General features: G+C 53.8%; 17 protein-coding genes. 6 read left to right on the plus strand and 11 right to left on the minus strand.

What is annotated here, in order from left to right:
- Positions 1–3: 3 nt before the first annotated feature.
- From B4C79_RS04850 to B4C79_RS04895, 10 genes are all read right to left on the minus strand, one after another.
- The gene (locus B4C79_RS04850; RefSeq protein WP_291739443.1) at positions 4–708 is read right to left on the minus strand and encodes a gamma-glutamyl-gamma-aminobutyrate hydrolase family protein; all 705 of its coding nucleotides are present in this window, start codon (positions 706–708) and stop codon (positions 4–6) included.
- Positions 660–1,649, minus strand: a complete 990-nt coding sequence (locus tag B4C79_RS04855) for an amidoligase family protein (RefSeq protein ID WP_171098032.1) — start codon at positions 1,647–1,649, stop codon at positions 660–662. The genes B4C79_RS04850 and B4C79_RS04855 overlap by 49 nt, the downstream gene beginning before the upstream one ends.
- A gap of 85 nt (positions 1,650–1,734) precedes the next feature.
- Positions 1,735–2,157: an organic hydroperoxide resistance protein gene (locus B4C79_RS04860; RefSeq protein WP_171098030.1), complete on the minus strand. Its 423-nt coding sequence runs from the start codon at positions 2,155–2,157 to the stop codon at positions 1,735–1,737.
- A gap of 127 nt (positions 2,158–2,284) precedes the next feature.
- Positions 2,285–2,722: a MarR family winged helix-turn-helix transcriptional regulator gene (locus tag B4C79_RS04865; protein WP_291739442.1), complete on the minus strand. Its 438-nt coding sequence runs from the start codon at positions 2,720–2,722 to the stop codon at positions 2,285–2,287.
- A 144-nt stretch (positions 2,723–2,866) separates the two neighbouring features.
- A complete protein-coding gene (locus tag B4C79_RS04870) occupies positions 2,867–3,733 on the minus strand; it encodes a dienelactone hydrolase family protein (protein ID WP_291739441.1) in 867 nt (288 codons plus the stop codon).
- Between the two features lie 60 nt (positions 3,734–3,793).
- A complete protein-coding gene (locus B4C79_RS04875; RefSeq protein ID WP_171098023.1) occupies positions 3,794–4,462 on the minus strand; it encodes a hypothetical protein in 669 nt (222 codons plus the stop codon).
- Positions 4,463–4,488: 26 nt separating this feature from the next.
- The gene (locus tag B4C79_RS04880; protein ID WP_171098021.1) at positions 4,489–5,325 is read right to left on the minus strand and encodes a ChaN family lipoprotein; all 837 of its coding nucleotides are present in this window, start codon (positions 5,323–5,325) and stop codon (positions 4,489–4,491) included.
- Positions 5,326–5,330: 5 nt separating this feature from the next.
- On the minus strand, positions 5,331–5,924 hold the full coding sequence (locus B4C79_RS04885) for an intradiol ring-cleavage dioxygenase (RefSeq protein WP_291739425.1): 594 nt from the start codon (positions 5,922–5,924) through the stop codon (positions 5,331–5,333).
- A gap of 68 nt (positions 5,925–5,992) precedes the next feature.
- Positions 5,993–7,096: an alpha/beta fold hydrolase gene (locus B4C79_RS04890; RefSeq protein WP_291739424.1), complete on the minus strand. Its 1,104-nt coding sequence runs from the start codon at positions 7,094–7,096 to the stop codon at positions 5,993–5,995.
- 106 nt (positions 7,097–7,202) lie between these two features.
- Entirely contained in the window at positions 7,203–9,236 is a 2,034-nt protein-coding gene (locus B4C79_RS04895) for a TonB-dependent receptor family protein (protein ID WP_291739423.1), read from the minus strand.
- Between the two features lie 177 nt (positions 9,237–9,413).
- Here B4C79_RS04895 and B4C79_RS04900 point away from each other — a divergent pair, with 177 nt between their 5' ends.
- The 6 genes from B4C79_RS04900 to B4C79_RS04925 all read left to right on the plus strand — a co-directional run bounded on the left by B4C79_RS04900 (position 9,414) and on the right by B4C79_RS04925 (position 16,291).
- The gene (locus tag B4C79_RS04900) at positions 9,414–10,628 is read left to right on the plus strand and encodes an iron-containing alcohol dehydrogenase (RefSeq protein WP_171098009.1); all 1,215 of its coding nucleotides are present in this window, start codon (positions 9,414–9,416) and stop codon (positions 10,626–10,628) included.
- Positions 10,629–10,743: 115 nt separating this feature from the next.
- Positions 10,744–11,556 carry a catalase gene (locus B4C79_RS04905; protein ID WP_291751807.1) on the plus strand — a complete coding sequence of 271 codons (813 nt, stop codon included), beginning with the start codon at positions 10,744–10,746 and terminating at the stop codon, positions 11,554–11,556.
- 48 nt (positions 11,557–11,604) lie between these two features.
- Complete coding sequence (locus B4C79_RS04910) at positions 11,605–11,745, plus strand: hypothetical protein (protein ID WP_291739647.1); 141 nt, start codon at positions 11,605–11,607, stop codon at positions 11,743–11,745.
- Between the two features lie 97 nt (positions 11,746–11,842).
- Positions 11,843–12,445, plus strand: a complete 603-nt coding sequence (locus tag B4C79_RS04915; protein ID WP_171098005.1) for a nitroreductase family protein — start codon at positions 11,843–11,845, stop codon at positions 12,443–12,445.
- Positions 12,446–12,581: 136 nt separating this feature from the next.
- A complete protein-coding gene (locus B4C79_RS04920; RefSeq protein WP_291762261.1) occupies positions 12,582–15,032 on the plus strand; it encodes a neutral/alkaline non-lysosomal ceramidase N-terminal domain-containing protein in 2,451 nt (816 codons plus the stop codon).
- Positions 15,029–16,291: a DUF3089 domain-containing protein gene (locus B4C79_RS04925; protein ID WP_291739642.1), complete on the plus strand. Its 1,263-nt coding sequence runs from the start codon at positions 15,029–15,031 to the stop codon at positions 16,289–16,291. The genes B4C79_RS04920 and B4C79_RS04925 overlap by 4 nt, the downstream gene beginning before the upstream one ends.
- Before the next feature lie 9 nt (positions 16,292–16,300).
- Here the strand turns inward: B4C79_RS04925 and B4C79_RS04930 are convergent, their stop codons facing one another.
- Positions 16,301–17,410, minus strand: a complete 1,110-nt coding sequence (locus B4C79_RS04930; protein WP_291762264.1) for a putative solute-binding protein — start codon at positions 17,408–17,410, stop codon at positions 16,301–16,303.
- Positions 17,411–17,515: the final 105 nt, after the last annotated feature.

Below are 17,515 nucleotides of genomic sequence, written 5' to 3' on the forward strand. Positions count from 1 at the left end.
GGGTTACACGCGGAGGGAAGCTTGCTTGCATTGTTGCACAAGCCATTTGAACAGGCGCCGATGCTGCGGGCGGTACAACAAATATTCCGGGTGCCACTGCACACCCAGCCAGTGGCAGGGGCCGGTGGGCTCGATGCCTTGTACAAAGCCGTCGAGGTCGCGGGCTACAATTTGAACACCTTCGCCCAGTTGGTCAATCGCCTGATGATGCAGGCTGTTGATGCGCAAGCGGCTGGCGCGGGTTACCAAAGCCAAGCAACTGCTGGCCCGCAAGGCGGCGGTTTTACGTGGCAACACCGTGCCCCTGTTCGAGGTTAATTTACGCTTTGCGCGAATATCGATGTGCAGGCTGCCGCCCAAACTGACATTGATCAACTGGGTGCCGCGACAAATGCCCAGCATGGGCATTTGGTGCTTTAAGGCCCAGGCAATGTGCGCCTGCTCCAAGGCATCGCGATCGGGGTCGTAATGGGCCTTGGGTGCTTCCTCCTCGCCATACAGGGAGGGGTGAATGTCATCACCACCACTCACAATCAAGGCATCAATTTGCGAAATCGGCCACGGGTGCTTCACGCTAATGCGCCGGGCTGTGCCCCCGGCCAACCACACCGCAAACCGGATACTGAACCACGACGGTGACCACCACTTGGCGTTGCCGGTTACACCGACAACAGGTTTTCGTGAATGGTCGCCAGTTGCTGGTGCCAAGGCTCTTCCTTCAAGTTGATCAGGTTCTCGTTGTAATCGGTCCATTGTTCACACATGGACTTCAATGTGACCGGGTCCGCAGCCAGGTGTTCCACCACACACCAAATATTCCAGCTTCGGGAAAGCTCCCATTGGGGCTTTTCAATCTCGCAATTCGGCAAACGATAATGAAAGGTGGGGCGTGCGTTCACGCGCTCATCCTTAACCGCAGCCAACACACGTGCTTCATCGATCTGTTTGAACAAAGGCAGCAAATCCATGCCCCGGTTTCGGGTCGGGTTGTATTCCAGATAATCGTCAATGATTTGTTGCAAAGGTGTATCTGCCGTGTAGGTCATCACCTCCTGGATGTACTTTTTGGGATAGGTGTCGATATAAGGCGTTAACCGACGCAGTGTGTCCACGTCATGTGCCTTCATCAACCAGTACTGCGACACGCAATACGCCTGCAAATAGGGCACCAGTGTTTTCGAATCCAGGGCAGGTAATTCGGTATTGATGTGCACACCAAATGCGTAAATCAGTGAATCAGAAGTACCCAAGGCACCGGCCTGTTGCAAGGCCTTCACCATGCCATCGAGCACTTGGAGTTGATCAACTGGAACAGGTGGGCAGACCACCTCAAGAGGCACAATTTGCCGAGCCAGGTCGGTCATCAGCGCCAGTACCGCATCTTCACTTGCACCCTGCTCTTCAAGCCGCTTGCGTGCCATATTTTTGGCGAAACTCCAATCCAGTTCGATCTTGAAATCACCAAACTGCGGATGCCTTACCCTGCACTCGGCTTGGGTGTCTTTGATCACCTCGCCGTTGATAGCCTTCGCGACTGCATTGGCTGCTGTTTGCAAATCGAGCCCGGCAAACTCCAACTCGAACCCTGCACAGCGTACATCGCCCCTGGCATTGTTCATCCACGCGGGTTTGGCATAGTGCTTGTGCATTCAATGTTTCCCTGCAAAAAAACAAAAGCGATGGGCTGCTTACAAAAGCCCACCGCTGATCAATGGTTTTGTGGCTTTTTGGTGCTTACACCACCGTCAACTTTACATCCACATTGTTACGGGTTGCATTGGAGTACGGACACACCTGGTGCGCCTTTTCCACCAAGGCGTTGGCTGCGGCTTTGTCCATGCCTTCCAGCTTGATGCTCATGTCCACAGTGATTGCAAAACCCACACCGTTGGGGTTGCCACCAATACCGACTGTGGCAGTAATTTCAGGCTCGGAAGGCAAGCTGATTTTGTCTTGCCCGGCTACAAACTTGATGGCTCCGATAAAGCAGGCCGAGTAACCCGCGGCAAACAATTGCTCAGGATTGGTGCCTGGACCGCCTGCTCCACCCAATTCTTTGGGGGTACTGAGTTGTACTTTCAAGCGCCCGTCTTCGGTGGCTGAGCCCCCTTCACGACCGCCGGTGGATGTGGCTTTGGTTGAGTACACGACTTGCATTGTTTTCTCCTGTGATTGGATGGATGAACAAACAAATAGTTATCGCGATAACTATTTGAAGAGACACTTCAATAAGAAACATCAATGATTGGGAATGTTATCGCAATAATTAATTACGGACAAGCAATCAGGCTTTCAACAGCCTTTCGCGCAGAGCATCCAATTCGCACTTCAATCGATGAATATCCATGGGTGTCATGCCACATTGCTCAACCACACACGCATAAACATCCAGTGCCTGTTCCCGAATCCGTTTGCCTTCGTCAGTCAGATAAATTTGCAGTTGTCTTTCGTCGTCAGCGCTTCGGTTGCGGGTCAGAAGGCCCTGTTCGGCCATGCGTTTGATGACTGGCGTGAGTGCACCGGGCTGTTGACCCAGTTGGCGAGCCACATTGATCAAGCTGACACCGTCTTCTTTCCACAAAATCATCATGACCAAATACTGTGGAAAGGTGAGGCCCAAGGGTTGCAGCAGCGGCTTGTAAACCTGGGTAATTGCCAGGGAGGTGGCATACAAAGAGAAACAAAGCTGGTTGTCTAGCGCTAAAGGATTCTCGGTTTTCATGTTTTTGGAGTTTTAACCAAACGATTGGGGTGCTTCAAGTGTAAACGCTTGAGCGAATTGAGTCATCTTTGTCTAAGTCAATCCAAGACAATCCGGGATAAATTCAGCAAATTTGACTCAAATCCCCCTCATCCGAACCCTTGTTTACACGCCACGCTCTTTAAACCAGTCCAAAGTCAGTTTCCAGGCATACGTGGCCGCTCGTCTGTCATAAGTGGGTCGGTAATCCGCATGAAAACCATGGTTTACCGCAGGGAATACCACGATTTCAGAAGCACTGTTGCCTTTGCCCAACTCGTTGCGCATTTTGTCGACCACTTCATCGGGCACAAAACTGTCTTCACCAGCATACAGGCCCAGCACTGGCACTTTTAGGTTTGCAGCCACATCAACCGGATCAGCCGGCTTGTTGGGGCCTTTCAAGCCAGCCAGCAGGCCGTAATAAGCCACGCCTGCCTTAACTGCAGGGTTGTGATTGGCATAGAGCCACACGGTGCGCCCACCCCAACAGTAGCCCACGATCCCCAAGCGGGCAGTGTTGGCCTTGCCACTGGCTTTGGCAAAAGCCACCGTGGAATCGATGTCGGTCATCACTTGCGCATCGGGCACCACCGGCACCACCTCCTTCAAGATTGCATCAAGGCTCATGTTGGACACATCGGCCTCGCGGCTGAACAGCGCGGGTGCAATTGCATAGTAGCCTTGCTTGGCCAAGCGACGGCAAATGTCCTGAATGTACTCGTGAACACCGAAAATTTCCTGAATCACGAGAATGACCGGAAAGTTTTTACCTTTGGCAGGCATGGCGCGGTAGGCTGGAATTTGTCCATCCTTTACAGGTACTTTCACTTCACCGGCGGTAATGCCCTGTGTGTCTGTTTTGATGGCTTGGGCAAACAGAGGCTCTGAAGCCACCGCAAAACCGCCTGCCAGCGAAGTGAGCAAAAAGCCCCGGCGACTGACGGTTGTTTCCTTGATTTTCTCTGCCAAGCCAAATTTCATTTGATCCATGTTCACTACTCCTGTGCTTCCTTGGGATTAAGCCTAATTACTTATCACGATAACAAACTATCACAACAGATCCACCGCTTTGGCAATTGAGTACGCTCTTTCTTGCGGATTTTTCACTTTCAATGCCGATTGAAGGCCAGGACTGTAATGCAACTTCAGCAATTCTTTGTAAAAGTCATATTCGTTTTGAATGCCCAACGCAGCACGGCGCATTTTCAACTGCGCCTCTTGAAATGCTTTGCGATGCTTGGGGTAATAACGTTCTACATGCGACAGGGCAAACACATCGGCATACAGTTCCTCACGGTGACGGCGCCGCACCGGACCAAAATCGATTTGCTCATTCATCTGGACACAATGCCCTGATTCATGCGCGAAGAAGGCCTCATAGACTACTTGCTTGGGCAAACCTTCAAAAAATTCCAGGTACTGCTCAAAGCTGTGCCATGTTTTATCGCGCGTACTGATAAAAAAAGTACATCGCTTCAGCGGCGCATTGTATTGAACCAGCAAGGGCGACTGATGTGGCGTTTCTTTTCCGATGAGTTTGAAATCGACGCCGTAGCCATACATGCGTCCGTAGCCACGTGCAACACTGCCTGCGATGTGATCAATCAATTCAGCATCATCGAAATCTTCGAACCCATTGGCTTTCAATGGTTGTGAATAACACGCCGCTGCGCCAAGCAGGAGCGCGCCAGCGCACCGCCAATGCAATGAACTACCCACTTGTTTGCCCCCTGCCTGAGTGTGGCTTATTTTTTCATCATGGCCTTGAATGCCTCGCAAGGGTCTTCACGGGGATGTGCCGGCACCTGCGCCAGTACATCGAATTGCTCAGAGCCACCCGCCTGCGAATTCTCAATGAAACCATACACGGTTGTTGTTTCTTGTAGTGTAACGGGCAACCAATGCACCACGCCGACATCTTTTTGAACATGGCCATTGCCCGCAATCAAAACCACATCGCGCTGTTCGGCTTGCTGCTCGATTACATTGGCCATCCAGACATCTCGGGCCACTTGCGCAGGGATCATCTTCTCGGCCACCTGAAGCGGCAACATATTGCAATGCCCTTCCACAATGTTTTGCCGGTGCTGTTCGGCCAGAGCCGTTGGCAAAGGCTTATTTAATTCATAGTGGGCAATCGTGTCAGGGTCCAGGGCAGCGGTATAGCCACCCTTCACAATCCGGTTTGCATCTTCGCGCGACACATTGGCCGCCAGCAAAGGCAATTGATAGTCCAAGGCCAGTTGAATCAGCGGTTCGTAAAGCTCCCACTGCCATTTTTCGACCCACGGCCTGGAGGTAATGCAGGCAGCGGTTTTACATTCATCTTGCGCGGTGCGCAACAGGCCTTGGTGTTCGCGATCAAACTGTTCCATGGCTATGGCGGGTCGCCAGCCTGTTTTCACTTTGCTGGCAATTAAGTTGTAACGGGCCCGGTGGGCTTGGGGATTATCATGAACCTCGCCCATAAGCCACACGGTTGGCGCAACTTGCGCAGCCGGCCGCGTAGCGGGCAGCGTTGAACAGGCGGCTGCCACCAGCACAGCGCACAGGGCGAACAAACTTCGTGTGGGTACTGCCATTGAACTTATCCCCCAGCCTGCACAGGCACTACAAAGTCAAACAAGGCCAGCTTGGGTTGTTGCACCTTTTTTTCAATCTTCACCAGCAAGGCTGGATTGAAAAAACTATCGCGCTGGTTCAATGGATGATCTGGAAAATAAAGTTGCGTGGTCAGCAAAGGGCTTGCCGGAGGCTGAACCTTTACATGAAAATGCGGTGTGCGCCTGAAACTGGAATTGCCGTAAGACCCGGGCACAAGAGTTTGAAAACGAAACCTACCCTGTGCATCCGTGATTTGATGCCCGCGCAGTTTAAAACCTGAGTTGTCGTAAACGCCTTGGGCATCGCAACTCCACAAATCGACAATTGCATCGGGAACGGGCTGGCATACGGTGCTCAATACCCTGCCCTCAAATATCAGAACTTCTCCGGGCAAACCATCGATCAAGTTGCTGCGCCGGGGAGTTTGCGGGGTGTAATACGGGCCTTCGATTTGACGGGGTGTAGGGCTGTCATCGCATGCAGGTGTTTGCGCCAAGGCACGGCGTTGACCAAACATGGGGCCTGCAAGCACAAGGCCTGCGCTGGCCTGAAGAATTTTTCGTCTGGATTTCAGCATGCCACCTCCTACTGCTTTTGGTGCTGAGTGAGTTCACTATAACCAAAAGCGGAGGTGGATGCACAGTGTTAACTATTTAGCCAGCTCACGGTTTTCGCCCAAATGGTATTGGGCGATTCCTTGCCGCTCATGATGCCAATGTGGCCGCCCGGGCCGATAAAGAATTCGGACTTCTCCGAGCCAACAACCTTGGTGATCGGCTTGCAGCACGCCACGTTGGCCAGGTTGTCCGATTTGCCTGCAATACCCAACACCGGGCAAGTGATGTCTTTGAAGTTGGCCACGGCCTTGCCCACTTTGAAGTGGCCGTGCGCTGTTTCATTTTCAAGCCAAATGCTCGCAAACCAGTCTCGCAATGCACCCCCGGGGTAGGCCTCCAGGCTGTCAATAAATGCCGCCTGGTTGGCATGCTGGGCCACGAACTCACGGTCGTGCAACTGTGAAATCAGGTTCCAGTAACCTTTCAGGCTACCCACAGGGTCGAGCAATTTAAAACCGATCACGTTGGCCCAGCCCGGCGTGTACAGCAATTGGGCGGGCACCTTTCTAAAATTGATTCGGGCCGACTTCAGAAGGTTCGCCAAGCGTTTGTATTGTTGGCCGATGGCACCGTTGGCGTGGCCATCGATGGGCGTTCCATAGGTGACCACTTTGTTGATGTTTTCGTCTTTGAACAAGGCCGTGTAAGCCAAGGCCATGCCACCGCCCATACTCCAGCCCTGCAGATTCAGCTTTTTGGAACCACTGTGTTCACGCACGGCATTCAGGCACGTGGGCAAAAATTCCTTGATGTAATTCTCAAGGGTTAAACCTGCCTGTTTGCGCGTGGGCTTGCCCCAATCGATCAGGTACACATCAAAGCCCTGCGCCATCAGGTAGCGCACAAAACTGCGCTCGGGCAGCAAATCGTACACATACATGTTCACGGCCAGGGGTGCGATCAGCACAAGCGGAATTTGATTGCGCTTCTTGCTCACTGGCAGCGTGTCGTCACCGACGGTGATGCTTTCTTCAGTTAAGGGCAAGTAATGGCGAACGCTGTGAATGCCGCTTTGGTGAACAATTTCAAACGGCTGCAAACCCGCGCGAACCATGGATTCTGATTTGAACAAGCGATCCCAGCCGTTGCTGGACATGCGGCTGATGCGACGAAGACTGAGTGCGTTGGACATGGCGGAAAACCTGATTGTGAAAATTATGTGTGTCAGATTCTAACAGCGCCCAAGTCACGGGGAGTGGTGTGGGCGCTCTAAAGTTACCTGACAGTCACATGAGTGCTTACCTCCACTTCAAACCCACGGTAACGCCCAATAAAAACTGGCGTTCGCTGGCAGGCTCGAAAAACTGCCCTGCCCCCTGGTTCACAATCACCGACCCTACGTATTCCTTGTCGAACACATTGTCCACACGGGCATAGGTGCGCACATTCCAGCCACCATTTAAAGGCCAGTCCTTGCTGGCGCGCAGGTTCACCACCGAGTAGGAAGGGGCGAAGGCATCGTTTGCATCGTTGGCGAACAGCTTTTCGACATACCGCAATTCTGTGGCTGCCTCATACAGGCTTGAAGGCTTGTAGACCAGCTCACCGAAGAAGGTTTTTTTCGGAATGCTGGGCAAGCTGTTGCCGGCCTGAATGCTGTTAACCGAGGTGTCGTAGGTGGCACGAATGTAATTCACCGCCGCATTGGCTTGCCATTGCCTGTTGAAAGCATGCTGCAGGGCCAGTTCCGCACCTTCGCGACTGGTCGAGCCAGCGTTCTGAAATGAGGTGGCACCACCGTTCGCAGCCAACACCACGATCTCGTTGTCGGTGTCTACCGTGTACAGCGCTGCATTCACCAAGGTGCCACCAAATTTGGCTTTAACACCAATTTCAAGTTGCTCACTTTTTGCGGCTTCAAGCTGGGAGTTGAAGTTTGGACTAGGTGGTGCAACTGACAAATACGCAGTTTCAAGCAAGGTGGGGGTCTCGAATCCTTCACCGTATGAAATATAGGTGTTGATGTTGGGTTGCAAACGGTAGGTGAAGCCCACATTGCTGGTGACCTCATCGTACTTTTTGCTGCCACTGCCGTCGCCGTTGCTCAAAAATTGATCATTGGATTCGATCTCGATGGACGAATTTCGAACCCCGCCCAGCACGCTGAATTTATCGGTGAAAAAATACTCCGCCTGCAGGTACTGATCGAACTGGCTGGCCGTGTTGGCCTCATCCCGGTTGGGTGTGGTGCTGGCACCAAAAAAGCCCAAACGAGCCTGCTCCAGTTCACCGACGGTCAAGCCCGCATTCAAAAACAAGGGTTTCCCAAGCAGGCTGGTTTGGTGCCCAAATCGCAGGTCGGCGCCGCTGTACTCGTTTTTCAAATCAATCACCGCAGTGCTGGCCAACACCTGGCGAATCTTCCTGTCCCCGTAATAAGGGCTGAAAGTGATATTGGTGCCGGGGCTGAACTTGTGCTCCAACACAATGCCTGTTTGGCTTTGCTCCACTGTTTTATTGGTGTTGTTGGCCACCGTGTTGGTGCCAGCCTGCCGGCGGTTGCTGGCCAGTTGGGCAGCGGTCAAGCCAGCCGGGTCTTGCGCCAGTGGAATGTCCACATAATTCACCACCCAACTCAGCCTGGTGTCGCTGCTTAAATTCCACACCATTTTGCTGTTGAAATTGTCTCGACGTGCTTTGCTGTGGTCGCGGTATCCATCGGTTCGGAAAGTGGATGCATCAATCACAATGCCCACTTCCTCATTGCCCTTGTTCAGCTTGATACCGCTTCTGCGGGTGCTGTCGGTTCCAAATATCTGGTTCACCTCCAGCTCAGTGCCCACGCGCGGGTTCTCGGTGGTCAGCAAGATCACGCCGCCCGAGGAATTGCCATACAGGGATGAAAACGGCCCGCGCAGCACTTCTATTGACTCGGTTGAGCTCAAACTGAAGTGGGAAATTTGGCCGGAACCATCCGGCATGGTGGCGGGTATGCCATCGGAAAACAAACGCACGCCTCGCACCCCCGAGGTGGCCCGCGCCCCAAAGCCCCGAATTGAAATTTGCAGGTCTTGCGCAAAATTATTGCGGTTGTTGATGACCAAACCCGGCACACGGGTCAGTGTTTCCGACAAATTCACTTGAAAGCTGGCCGCTTTCTCCAGGGTGTTCTGGTTGATCTTGTCGACCGAGGCTGGCACCTCAAACGGGTCGCGTGCTTCGCGGGTGGCCGAGACCACGAAGGTGTCCAGGTTTTCGGTTTGTGCCAGTGCGGGTTGCGTAATACTGAGGGTGGCCAAGGCGGCAATCAAGGGTGTACTGCGGTGCTTCATGAACAATGTCTCTTGAATGTTGTTGTTGACAGTGCGGCAAGCTTGACCGAAAGGGCTCGTGAAATTTTCCCGATCGTCAAGAAAAGTGGAATATTTCCTCTGCCTCTACACTGCCTACTCTTTGTACAATCATAGTAACAACTGTTAACCCCACAATAAAAGTTAGGAGACACCCGCATGTTGCATGCACTCGAAGTGCTCGCGTTACGCATTTATATGGCCATTTTCAAAGTGGTCACTGCACTGATGCCCTTCAAGTGGCCCCGCATGTTCGAAGGCACCGGTTCCTCACTGGACTTGGTTCGGCACATGGCCGACGCGGGCCACCGCAATGTATTGATCGTGACCGATGCTGTGTTGGTCAAGCTTGGCGTACTTGAAAAAATGAAGGCTGAGCTTGAAACCCAGGGCGTGAAGTACGTGGTGTATGACGGCGTGGAACCCAACCCCACTGTGGAGCAAATTGAAGCCGGTTATCGCATGCTGATGGAAAACGGCTGCCAGGCCATTTTGGCAGTGGGCGGAGGAAGCCCCATTGATGCCGCCAAAATGATTGGTGCCCGCGCCAAGAACAACAAGCCTGTATTGAAACTGACCGGCTTGCTGCGGGTGCACAAGGGCATGATTCCCTTGTTTGCCGTACCCACTACCGCTGGTACCGGTGCAGAAGTCACCATTGCGGCCGTGGTCAGCGACACAGAAAACAAACGCAAAGTAGCCGCCATGGACATTCGCTTGTTGCCCACGGCCGCCGCGCTGGATGGATCGCTCATGACCGGCTTGCCTGCGCACATCACCTCGGCCACGGGCATGGACGCCTTGACCCACGCTGTGGAAGCCTTTGTATCACGCAATGCCACCCGAAAAACCAATGAAAAAGCCCTGGAAGCAACCCAGCTGATCATGAAGCACCTGGAAACTGCTGTTGCAGACGGCAGCAACCTGGAAGCTCGCCAGAAAATGGCTCGGGCATCGCACCTGGCTGGCATTGCTTTCACACAAGCCGGAGTGGGTTATGTGCATGGCATTGCTCACAAATTTGGTGCCTTGTACCACACGCCCCATGGCCTGGCCAATGCCATAGTGATGCCCCATGTGCTGGACTATTCCCTGCCCAACTGTGCCGACCGCCTGGCCATTCTGGCCCGCGCGTGCGGCATTGGTGACAAAGGTGCCGACGACGTACACCTGGCCAGGGCCTTTATTGCCCGTATTCGCACCATGAATGAAAAGTTTGGCATTCCAACCCAGCTGGCTGCCTTGAAAGCAACTGACATTCCCGCTGTGGCCAAGTCTGCAATCGCAGAAGCCCGCTTTACTTATGCGGTACCGCGTTACATGAATCAGCGCGTAGCCGAGTCAGTGATCAAGAACCTGCTGCCTACCCAATAAATTATATTTTTGTGACACTGTAACTTCCTTCTCGCGTCAGCGATCTATAGCGTAGACCATCCGGCTCACCGGGTGGGTTGCGAGATCGATGACCATCAAAAGAAGGATGCAGGAAATGAGAACAGCAATTGGTTTGGCAGTTGTTGCGGCACTGGCCGCCCTTGGCACACAAACAGCGGTCGCTCAGACTGCAATTCCCAGCGAACCGGCCAACGCAGTGAATTTGGTGGACGGCCTTGAAGGTGTGTTTGGCACGCATGCGGGTTCGCGCCGGTCAGGCGCTCGCGGCGTTTGCGCAGCGGGCACATTCACAGGCAACAAGGCAGCTTCGGCCGTTTCCAAAGCGTCTGTTTTTTCTGGCAAACCAGTGCCGGTTACCCTGCGCTTCTCCGTGGGTGGCGGCAATCCCAATGCGCCTGAAAACGGCAAAGGCGTACGCGGCCTGGCCGCCCAATTTGACTTGCCGAATGGCGAGCAATGGCTGATGGCCAACATTTCATCCCCCTTCTTCACGGCTGCCACACCCGACGGTTTCCTTGCTTTCCTGGAGGCACGCAAGCCAGACCCTGCAACTAAAAAACCGGATCCTGCAAAGATAGCAGCGGCGGCCGCCAAGTACCCTGACTTCAAACCGCAAATGGAATGGGTTGCCAAAACTGGCGTACCTGCCAGCTACGGTGCAGTGAACTACTGGAGCGCAAACGCATTCAAGTTCACCAATGCAGCAGGCAAAACCCAGTTCGCAAAGTGGATGTTTGTACCCGTGACAGGCCAGGAATTCATTGCCGAAGACAAACTGGCCACACACGCCAAGGTGTTTCTTGAAGATGAACTGAAAGGCCGAGTGTCACAAATTCCAGTTGAATTCGACATGGTGCTGCAACTGGCTGAAGCTGGAGACCCCACAGACAACGCCACTGTGGCCTGACCTGACGACCGTAAAAAAGTAGTGGCCGGTCGCCTGAAAGTAACCGCAGTGACAGACAAGTCCGCTTGCGACGGCATCAACTTCAACCCACTGGTATTGCCCACCGGTATCGAAGGATCGGATGATCCTTTGCTTGCAGCACGGGCAGGCAGCTACGCAGTGTCACAGGCACGTCGTTTGGCCAAATAAACGACTTTCCCTTTTAGCCTGTACACTATTGGCCGGTTCCCCCTCCAGGGTTCCGGCTTTTTTTATGCGGTGCACAGCAGTCCACAAGGAGCAGTACATGGAATTATTTGACGCAATTTATCAACGCCGGGCCATCAAGGCATTTGATCCCGAGCACATCATCTCCGCAGACGATGAGAAAAAACTGTTCGAGGCCGCCATTCAGGCACCGACCAGTTTCAACATTCAGCATTGGCGTTTCGTGGTGGTACGCGACAAGGTCCTGCGTGCAGAAATGCGCAAACTAGGCAACGACCAAACCCAAATCACGGACTCATCCTTGCTGGTCATCATGACCGCCGACATGAAAGCCTGGCAGAAAGACCCTTCACGCTATTGGGTGCAGGCGCCAAAAGAAGTCGCAGATTTGCTGGTTGGCTGGATGGGACCTTTCCACGATGGTCGCGATTGGTTGCAGCGCGATGAAGCCCAACGATCCATTGGCATGGCCATGCAAACGCTGATGCTGGCCGCCAAAGGCATTGGCCTGGATTCCTGCCCGATGATCGGATTTGACATTGAAGCGGTGGCCAAGTTGATCAACTTGCCTGCTGACCATGTGATGGGCCCCATGGTGGCCATTGGAAAAGGAACCAAAGCGCCTTGGCCAAAGCCCGGCCAGCTCAGCCTGGACGAAGTACTGGTGAACAACACTTTTTAAGCGCCCCCGCTTCAGGGCTTCAAAAGTGACTAGTGTCGGTTACACGACACAGTACGTCACATGGAGCCCTGGCCTGAATCTGTGCCAACAACGAAGCAGTAAGAATCAAAGGAGACACACACAACAAGTATTCACAATGAACATCCATTTGCATCGCACAACTCGCGCTGTCACAGTTTTGCTGGCCGCAGCCACTTTGGCAGGCTGCCTTGGCGAAAGCAGCGATCTGACCCAAACCGACAATCGCACCAACCCCAATGAAAACCCCGGCAACGCTGAGTTTGTTGACACCGCAGGTTTGCAATGTGCGCTAAGCGATCCAAACCTGTTGATCGGTGAAGGGCAAGACAGCCCCTCCCTGACCCCAGCCAGTACACCGAACAGCAATATTCAACCCAGCACAGGCTTGAACAGTGGCACTTGCAGAAACAACACCGCGTTTACCATGGGCACCGGCATTGTCGACATCACTGGCCCCGCAGCGGGTTCTGTGATGATGGGTTATGAAAGCCCCACCCACGCCAGCCTTGGCCTGCACACCCGCCAGTTTTCCCGCGCGTATGTGATTGGTTCACCATGCAACGGCAATCGCGTGGTGTATGTGGTCAACGACCTCGGCATGATTTTCCATGCTGTGCGCCAAGGGGTTTTGAACAAGGTGGCAGCCGATGCTCAATTGGCACCGTTCTACAACGAGCAGAACATCATGCTAAACGCCACCCACACCCACGCCGGGCCCGGTGGCTATGCGCACTTCACTGCCTTCAACGCGTTCCGTTTGGGGCATGACGAGGAGGTTTACAACTTCATCGTAGACGGCATTGTGGAAGCCATTCGACGTGCACATGCCAACCTGCAAGCCAACCCAGAGCCAGGTCGCCTGTTGGTCAACAATGGTGAACTGTTGAATGCCAATGTGAATCGCTCTGCGATTGCCTACGATCAAAACCCGCAAGAAGAACGCAATCAGTATTTGAACCAGCGTGGTGAAAGCCAAAATGTGAACAAGGAAATGGCACTGCTGAAACTGCGCCGTGCCGATGGCACACCGATCGGGCAAATCAACTGGTTTGGTGTGCACCCCACCACCACAGGCAACACCAATCCATTGATTTCCTCAGACAACAAAGGTTGGGCTGCATTGGCCTTTGAAAAATTGATGGGCACACAATACGAGGCACCGGCCGGGAAAGACACTTTCGTGGCTGCATTTGCACAAACCGATGAAGGTGACAGCAGCCCCAATATTTTCTTCAAAGACAAACCTTTTGAGGAACGTGGTGGCTCTACCGATGAATTGAAGGCTGTGGAAATCAACGGCAGCAAGCAACTGGCGCGCGCACTGACCCTGTACCGCGATGCCAACCAGTTGGTGCGTGGTGGAGTGAATTTTGCACAATTCCACGTGAAGATGGACGAAGTGGAAATTACAGACCCCGTGGTGCTGAATTCACTGCGCCACCCAGAATCACTGAACAGCGCCGTGAAAAAAACCTGCACCGCCGCCATGGGCGTGTCATTTGGTGCAGGCGCTGAAGACGGCCCTGGCCCCACAGTGGAAGGCGCGAGCTGCAACGGCCGCACCGACCCGGCCCGCCTCACCCGCGACCTGGCTGCGCTGGCCGCAGGCAAACTGCCACCGGAAATATTGGCCACCGCCGTGCTGTGCAACCTGAATGACCTTCCATTTGACGCGGTGCCCGCTGGCACCAGCCTAAGTTGCCAAGCTGAAAAACCCGTGCTGTTTGTACTCGGCCCGCCCCTGAACTTCAGCAACAATGTGCTGCCATTTCAGTTGTTCACCATTGGCAATGTGGCAGTGTTGGGCTTGCCTTGGGAAATTACCACCATGGCCGGGCGGCGCATTCGTCAAACTGTGCTGGAAGTGTTGGAGCCACAAGGCATTGACCAAGTGATCATCAGTGGCCTGAGCAATGATTTTGTCAATTACCTCACCACGCGTGAAGAATATTCCATTCAGCAATATGAGGGCGCCTCCACGCAATTTGGACCCTGGACGCTGGCCGCCGTGCAACAGGAAAGCCGCAGGCTGGCCCTGTCATTGGCCCAGCAAAATCAACCGCCTGCCGGCCCACCCCGCACAGTGACCAGCAACCCGATTCCCCGCCCACCCTATGTGCCGTTTGATCAGGCCCCCAGTGCCGCATTTGGCGATGTATTGGCCCAACCCACACCCACGGTGACGGCCGGCAACACGGTGACCGCACAATTTCAAAGCGCTCATCCGCGCAACATGAAAACCCGTGGGCTGGCGATTGTGGAAGTGGAGCGAATGAATGCGAACGGTGAATGGGAAAGTTTTACCCACGACCGTTCGCCCGAACTGATTTTCCGCTGGCAGCCCTTCGAGCCCACGCCGTACTTAAGCCCGATTCCATTGCCCGGCTTTGTATCCTCCGCCTTGGCGGAATGGAAAATTCCGGCCAACACGCCTGCGGGTAAATATCGAATCAAGCACCGGGGTGTTGCCGTACCAGCGGGGTCGCCCGAGCCATTTGAAGGTGTGAGCGAGGCGTTTGATGTAACGGCTACAGGTGCCACCTGCAGTGACGGGAGAAGAATGTGATTCATCCATTTTTATTGAGCGTTGCGACTGTATCGCTGTTGCTGTCCGCATGCGGTGGAGACTCAAGCAGCACCAGCAGTGCTGCCACACGAGTAGGCGCGAGTGCCGCCAATACCAGCAACCCGTTCCCAGGCTACCAAAGCACTTTGTACACAGGCACCAGCAATTGGTTGTGTCACCCCGATTTGATGGGAACCAGCAACGTGTGCAACGGCAATTTTGACAGCACTGCAGTGGCTGCAGATGCCACTGCTACCACACTAAGCTACGCACCTGCCACAGCGCCCCAAGTGGATTGTTTCTACGTCTACCCAACCACCAGCATCGATCTGATGGGCAACTCAGACTTGAATGATGACTTGCAAGAACAACAAACCACTGCACTGCAATTTGGCCGTTATGGCGAAGTGTGCCGCCAGTTTGCACCGGTGTACCGCCAACGCACCCTGACTGCACTGGGACTGACTACATTCACGGGCGCCCTGGGTGGCATTGACATTGCACCCAACGCAGGCGAAGTCGCCTATGCCGATGTGCTCGATGCCTTCAAGGAATACATTGCCAACCAAAGCGATGGACGCGGTTTTATTTTGGTAGGACACTCCCAGGGATCGGGTATTTTGCGCAGGCTGATCGCCGAGGAAATTGAAACCCGCCCCGCCTTGCTGAGCAGGTTTATCTCCGCACACATTCCTGGTACCAATGTACTGGTGCCCACTGGTCGCGATGTGGGCGGATCGTTTCAAACGGTACCCGCTTGTCGAAATGCCAACCAACTGGGCTGCGTAGTGGCCTATGTGACCTACCGCGCAGACGATCCTCAGCTTGAAGATCCACGCTTTGGTTTAAGCGCTGAAGAAGGTCAACAAGCGCTGTGCACAAACCCCGCAGCACTGGCAGGCGGACAAGCAGATTTGTTTCCGATTGTGCCTCGCCAGCAGCCACCGGTATTTCGTGTGTTACTGATTCCACGTGGACCTGGCGGCCCCTACGCGAATCCAATCAGCAACTTCACCATTCCCACCCCCTACTACTCCATGCCCGGGCAAGTGAAAGGAGAATGCAAGGTGGGGCCGAATGGTGTCAGTTATCTTGAAGCGAGTATCGTGGCAGACCCCGACGATCCGCGCGCAGACGACTATCCCGGTGAATTTATTGGCGGATCGAATTGGGGACTTCACCTGATTGATGTATCAATTGCGCAAGGCAATTTGGTGCTGCTTGCACAGCGTCAAGCGGCCAGCTACCTGAGGCAATAAAAAGCCACCTTACTCCACATTCGTGCTGCATTCCGCAGCACTGGGTGTGTGGTGGCAGCGCACCTTTTTCAGCAGGCTCATCATACGTTTGTCGTATACACCTTCCTGCGTCAACTGCACACGCGCCTGCTGCATCATCACATTGTATTTTTCCTGATCCACTGGTGTCACGTTCATCCAGTATTTGGCAGGCACCTGCTTCTCAATCAGCCTGACAGCATCCAGCGCTTGATCAATAAAGCCCAAGCCAAACTTGCGCATTTTTTTCAAACGCTCATCGAGGTCCGGAATTTCTTTCTCCAAGCGCGTGCGGTTGATAATGGCCGAACCTGTCACGTTCAACAGCGGCATTTTGTACACACCACCCTTGGTGCCCAAGCCACGGTACAACTCGAGCGGTGCAAAGGCCACGGCGGGCGCAGCCACAACATCGACTACACCGTTATTAAATTTTTGCGCGAAGTTGGTAATATCGCTGGGCACAGCCTGTGCGCCCAATTGCTGAATCATTTTGGCCTGGCTTTTGTCCCAATCCATCACCGCCACTTTCTTGCCCGCAGCCTTTTCAATCGAGTCGATGGATCGGTCGTTCACCATCACATACGCTGCACCCAATGGGGCCATGCCAACCACCTGATACTTGCCTTGAATTGACAGGTCGTACAAAGCGTCGTTACCCATCAAAACCTGCAAAGCAGTTTTTACATGATCGTAAGAGGGCAGCGCACCCACTGCATCAAAGCTGCCCATGAACTGATTGAACAAACGCGCACGCAAGGTGGTAATGCCCACCGCCTCGCATTGCCCTGTCCTGAAGGACTCGGTGGCCACCGTTTCATTGGTGTGAGGAATCAACTCGGCGAACACATTCCACTTGCGTGCTTCCAAAGCAATGTCTTGCGCCACGCTGAACACCGGCCCAGCCTTGCCCAAAATATCGAAAATGCAAATCTTGATGTGCAGTGGCTTGTCCAATGGCTTCATCTCTTTCATAAGCTGGCGAGAGACATTGCCGATGAGGTTGGGCGGAATTTCCGGTCCCTTGACCTGTGAAAGTGCAGGCGTGGAAGCCGCAGTTCCAACAAAGGCCAGTGAGGCAAGCAGAAAGCGGGTGAGCATGGCGGTGTTCCAGTGAAGGGAAAAAGTACTGCAACACAGATGTAACTGAGCGGTTACATCATCAGCCATTCGCGGCGCATGGTCAATCATGCGCCGCAACATGCT

Source organism: Limnobacter sp. UBA7229, from assembly GCF_002473065.1.
Lineage (GTDB): Bacteria > Pseudomonadota > Gammaproteobacteria > Burkholderiales > Burkholderiaceae_B > Limnobacter > Limnobacter profundi.

Excerpts from the sequence above, each read along its gene's own strand:
- B4C79_RS04900 (WP_171098009.1), top strand. The coding sequence starts at position 9,414 with ATGTTGCATGCACTCGAAGTGCTCGCGTTACGCATTTATATGGCCATT.
- B4C79_RS04895 (WP_291739423.1), bottom strand. The coding sequence starts at position 9,236 with ATGAAGCACCGCAGTACACCCTTGATTGCCGCCTTGGCCACCCTCAGT.
- B4C79_RS04905 (WP_291751807.1), top strand. The coding sequence starts at position 10,744 with ATGAGAACAGCAATTGGTTTGGCAGTTGTTGCGGCACTGGCCGCCCTT.
- B4C79_RS04855 (WP_171098032.1), bottom strand. The coding sequence starts at position 1,649 with ATGCACAAGCACTATGCCAAACCCGCGTGGATGAACAATGCCAGGGGC.
- B4C79_RS04890 (WP_291739424.1), bottom strand. The coding sequence starts at position 7,096 with ATGTCCAACGCACTCAGTCTTCGTCGCATCAGCCGCATGTCCAGCAAC.
- B4C79_RS04870 (WP_291739441.1), bottom strand. The coding sequence starts at position 3,733 with ATGGATCAAATGAAATTTGGCTTGGCAGAGAAAATCAAGGAAACAACC.
- B4C79_RS04865 (WP_291739442.1), bottom strand. The coding sequence starts at position 2,722 with ATGAAAACCGAGAATCCTTTAGCGCTAGACAACCAGCTTTGTTTCTCT.
- B4C79_RS04930 (WP_291762264.1), bottom strand. The coding sequence starts at position 17,410 with ATGCTCACCCGCTTTCTGCTTGCCTCACTGGCCTTTGTTGGAACTGCG.
- B4C79_RS04880 (WP_171098021.1), bottom strand. The coding sequence starts at position 5,325 with ATGGCAGTACCCACACGAAGTTTGTTCGCCCTGTGCGCTGTGCTGGTG.
- B4C79_RS04860 (WP_171098030.1), bottom strand. The coding sequence starts at position 2,157 with ATGCAAGTCGTGTACTCAACCAAAGCCACATCCACCGGCGGTCGTGAA.
- B4C79_RS04915 (WP_171098005.1), top strand. The coding sequence starts at position 11,843 with ATGGAATTATTTGACGCAATTTATCAACGCCGGGCCATCAAGGCATTT.
- B4C79_RS04920 (WP_291762261.1), top strand. The coding sequence starts at position 12,582 with ATGAACATCCATTTGCATCGCACAACTCGCGCTGTCACAGTTTTGCTG.
- B4C79_RS04885 (WP_291739425.1), bottom strand. The coding sequence starts at position 5,924 with ATGCTGAAATCCAGACGAAAAATTCTTCAGGCCAGCGCAGGCCTTGTG.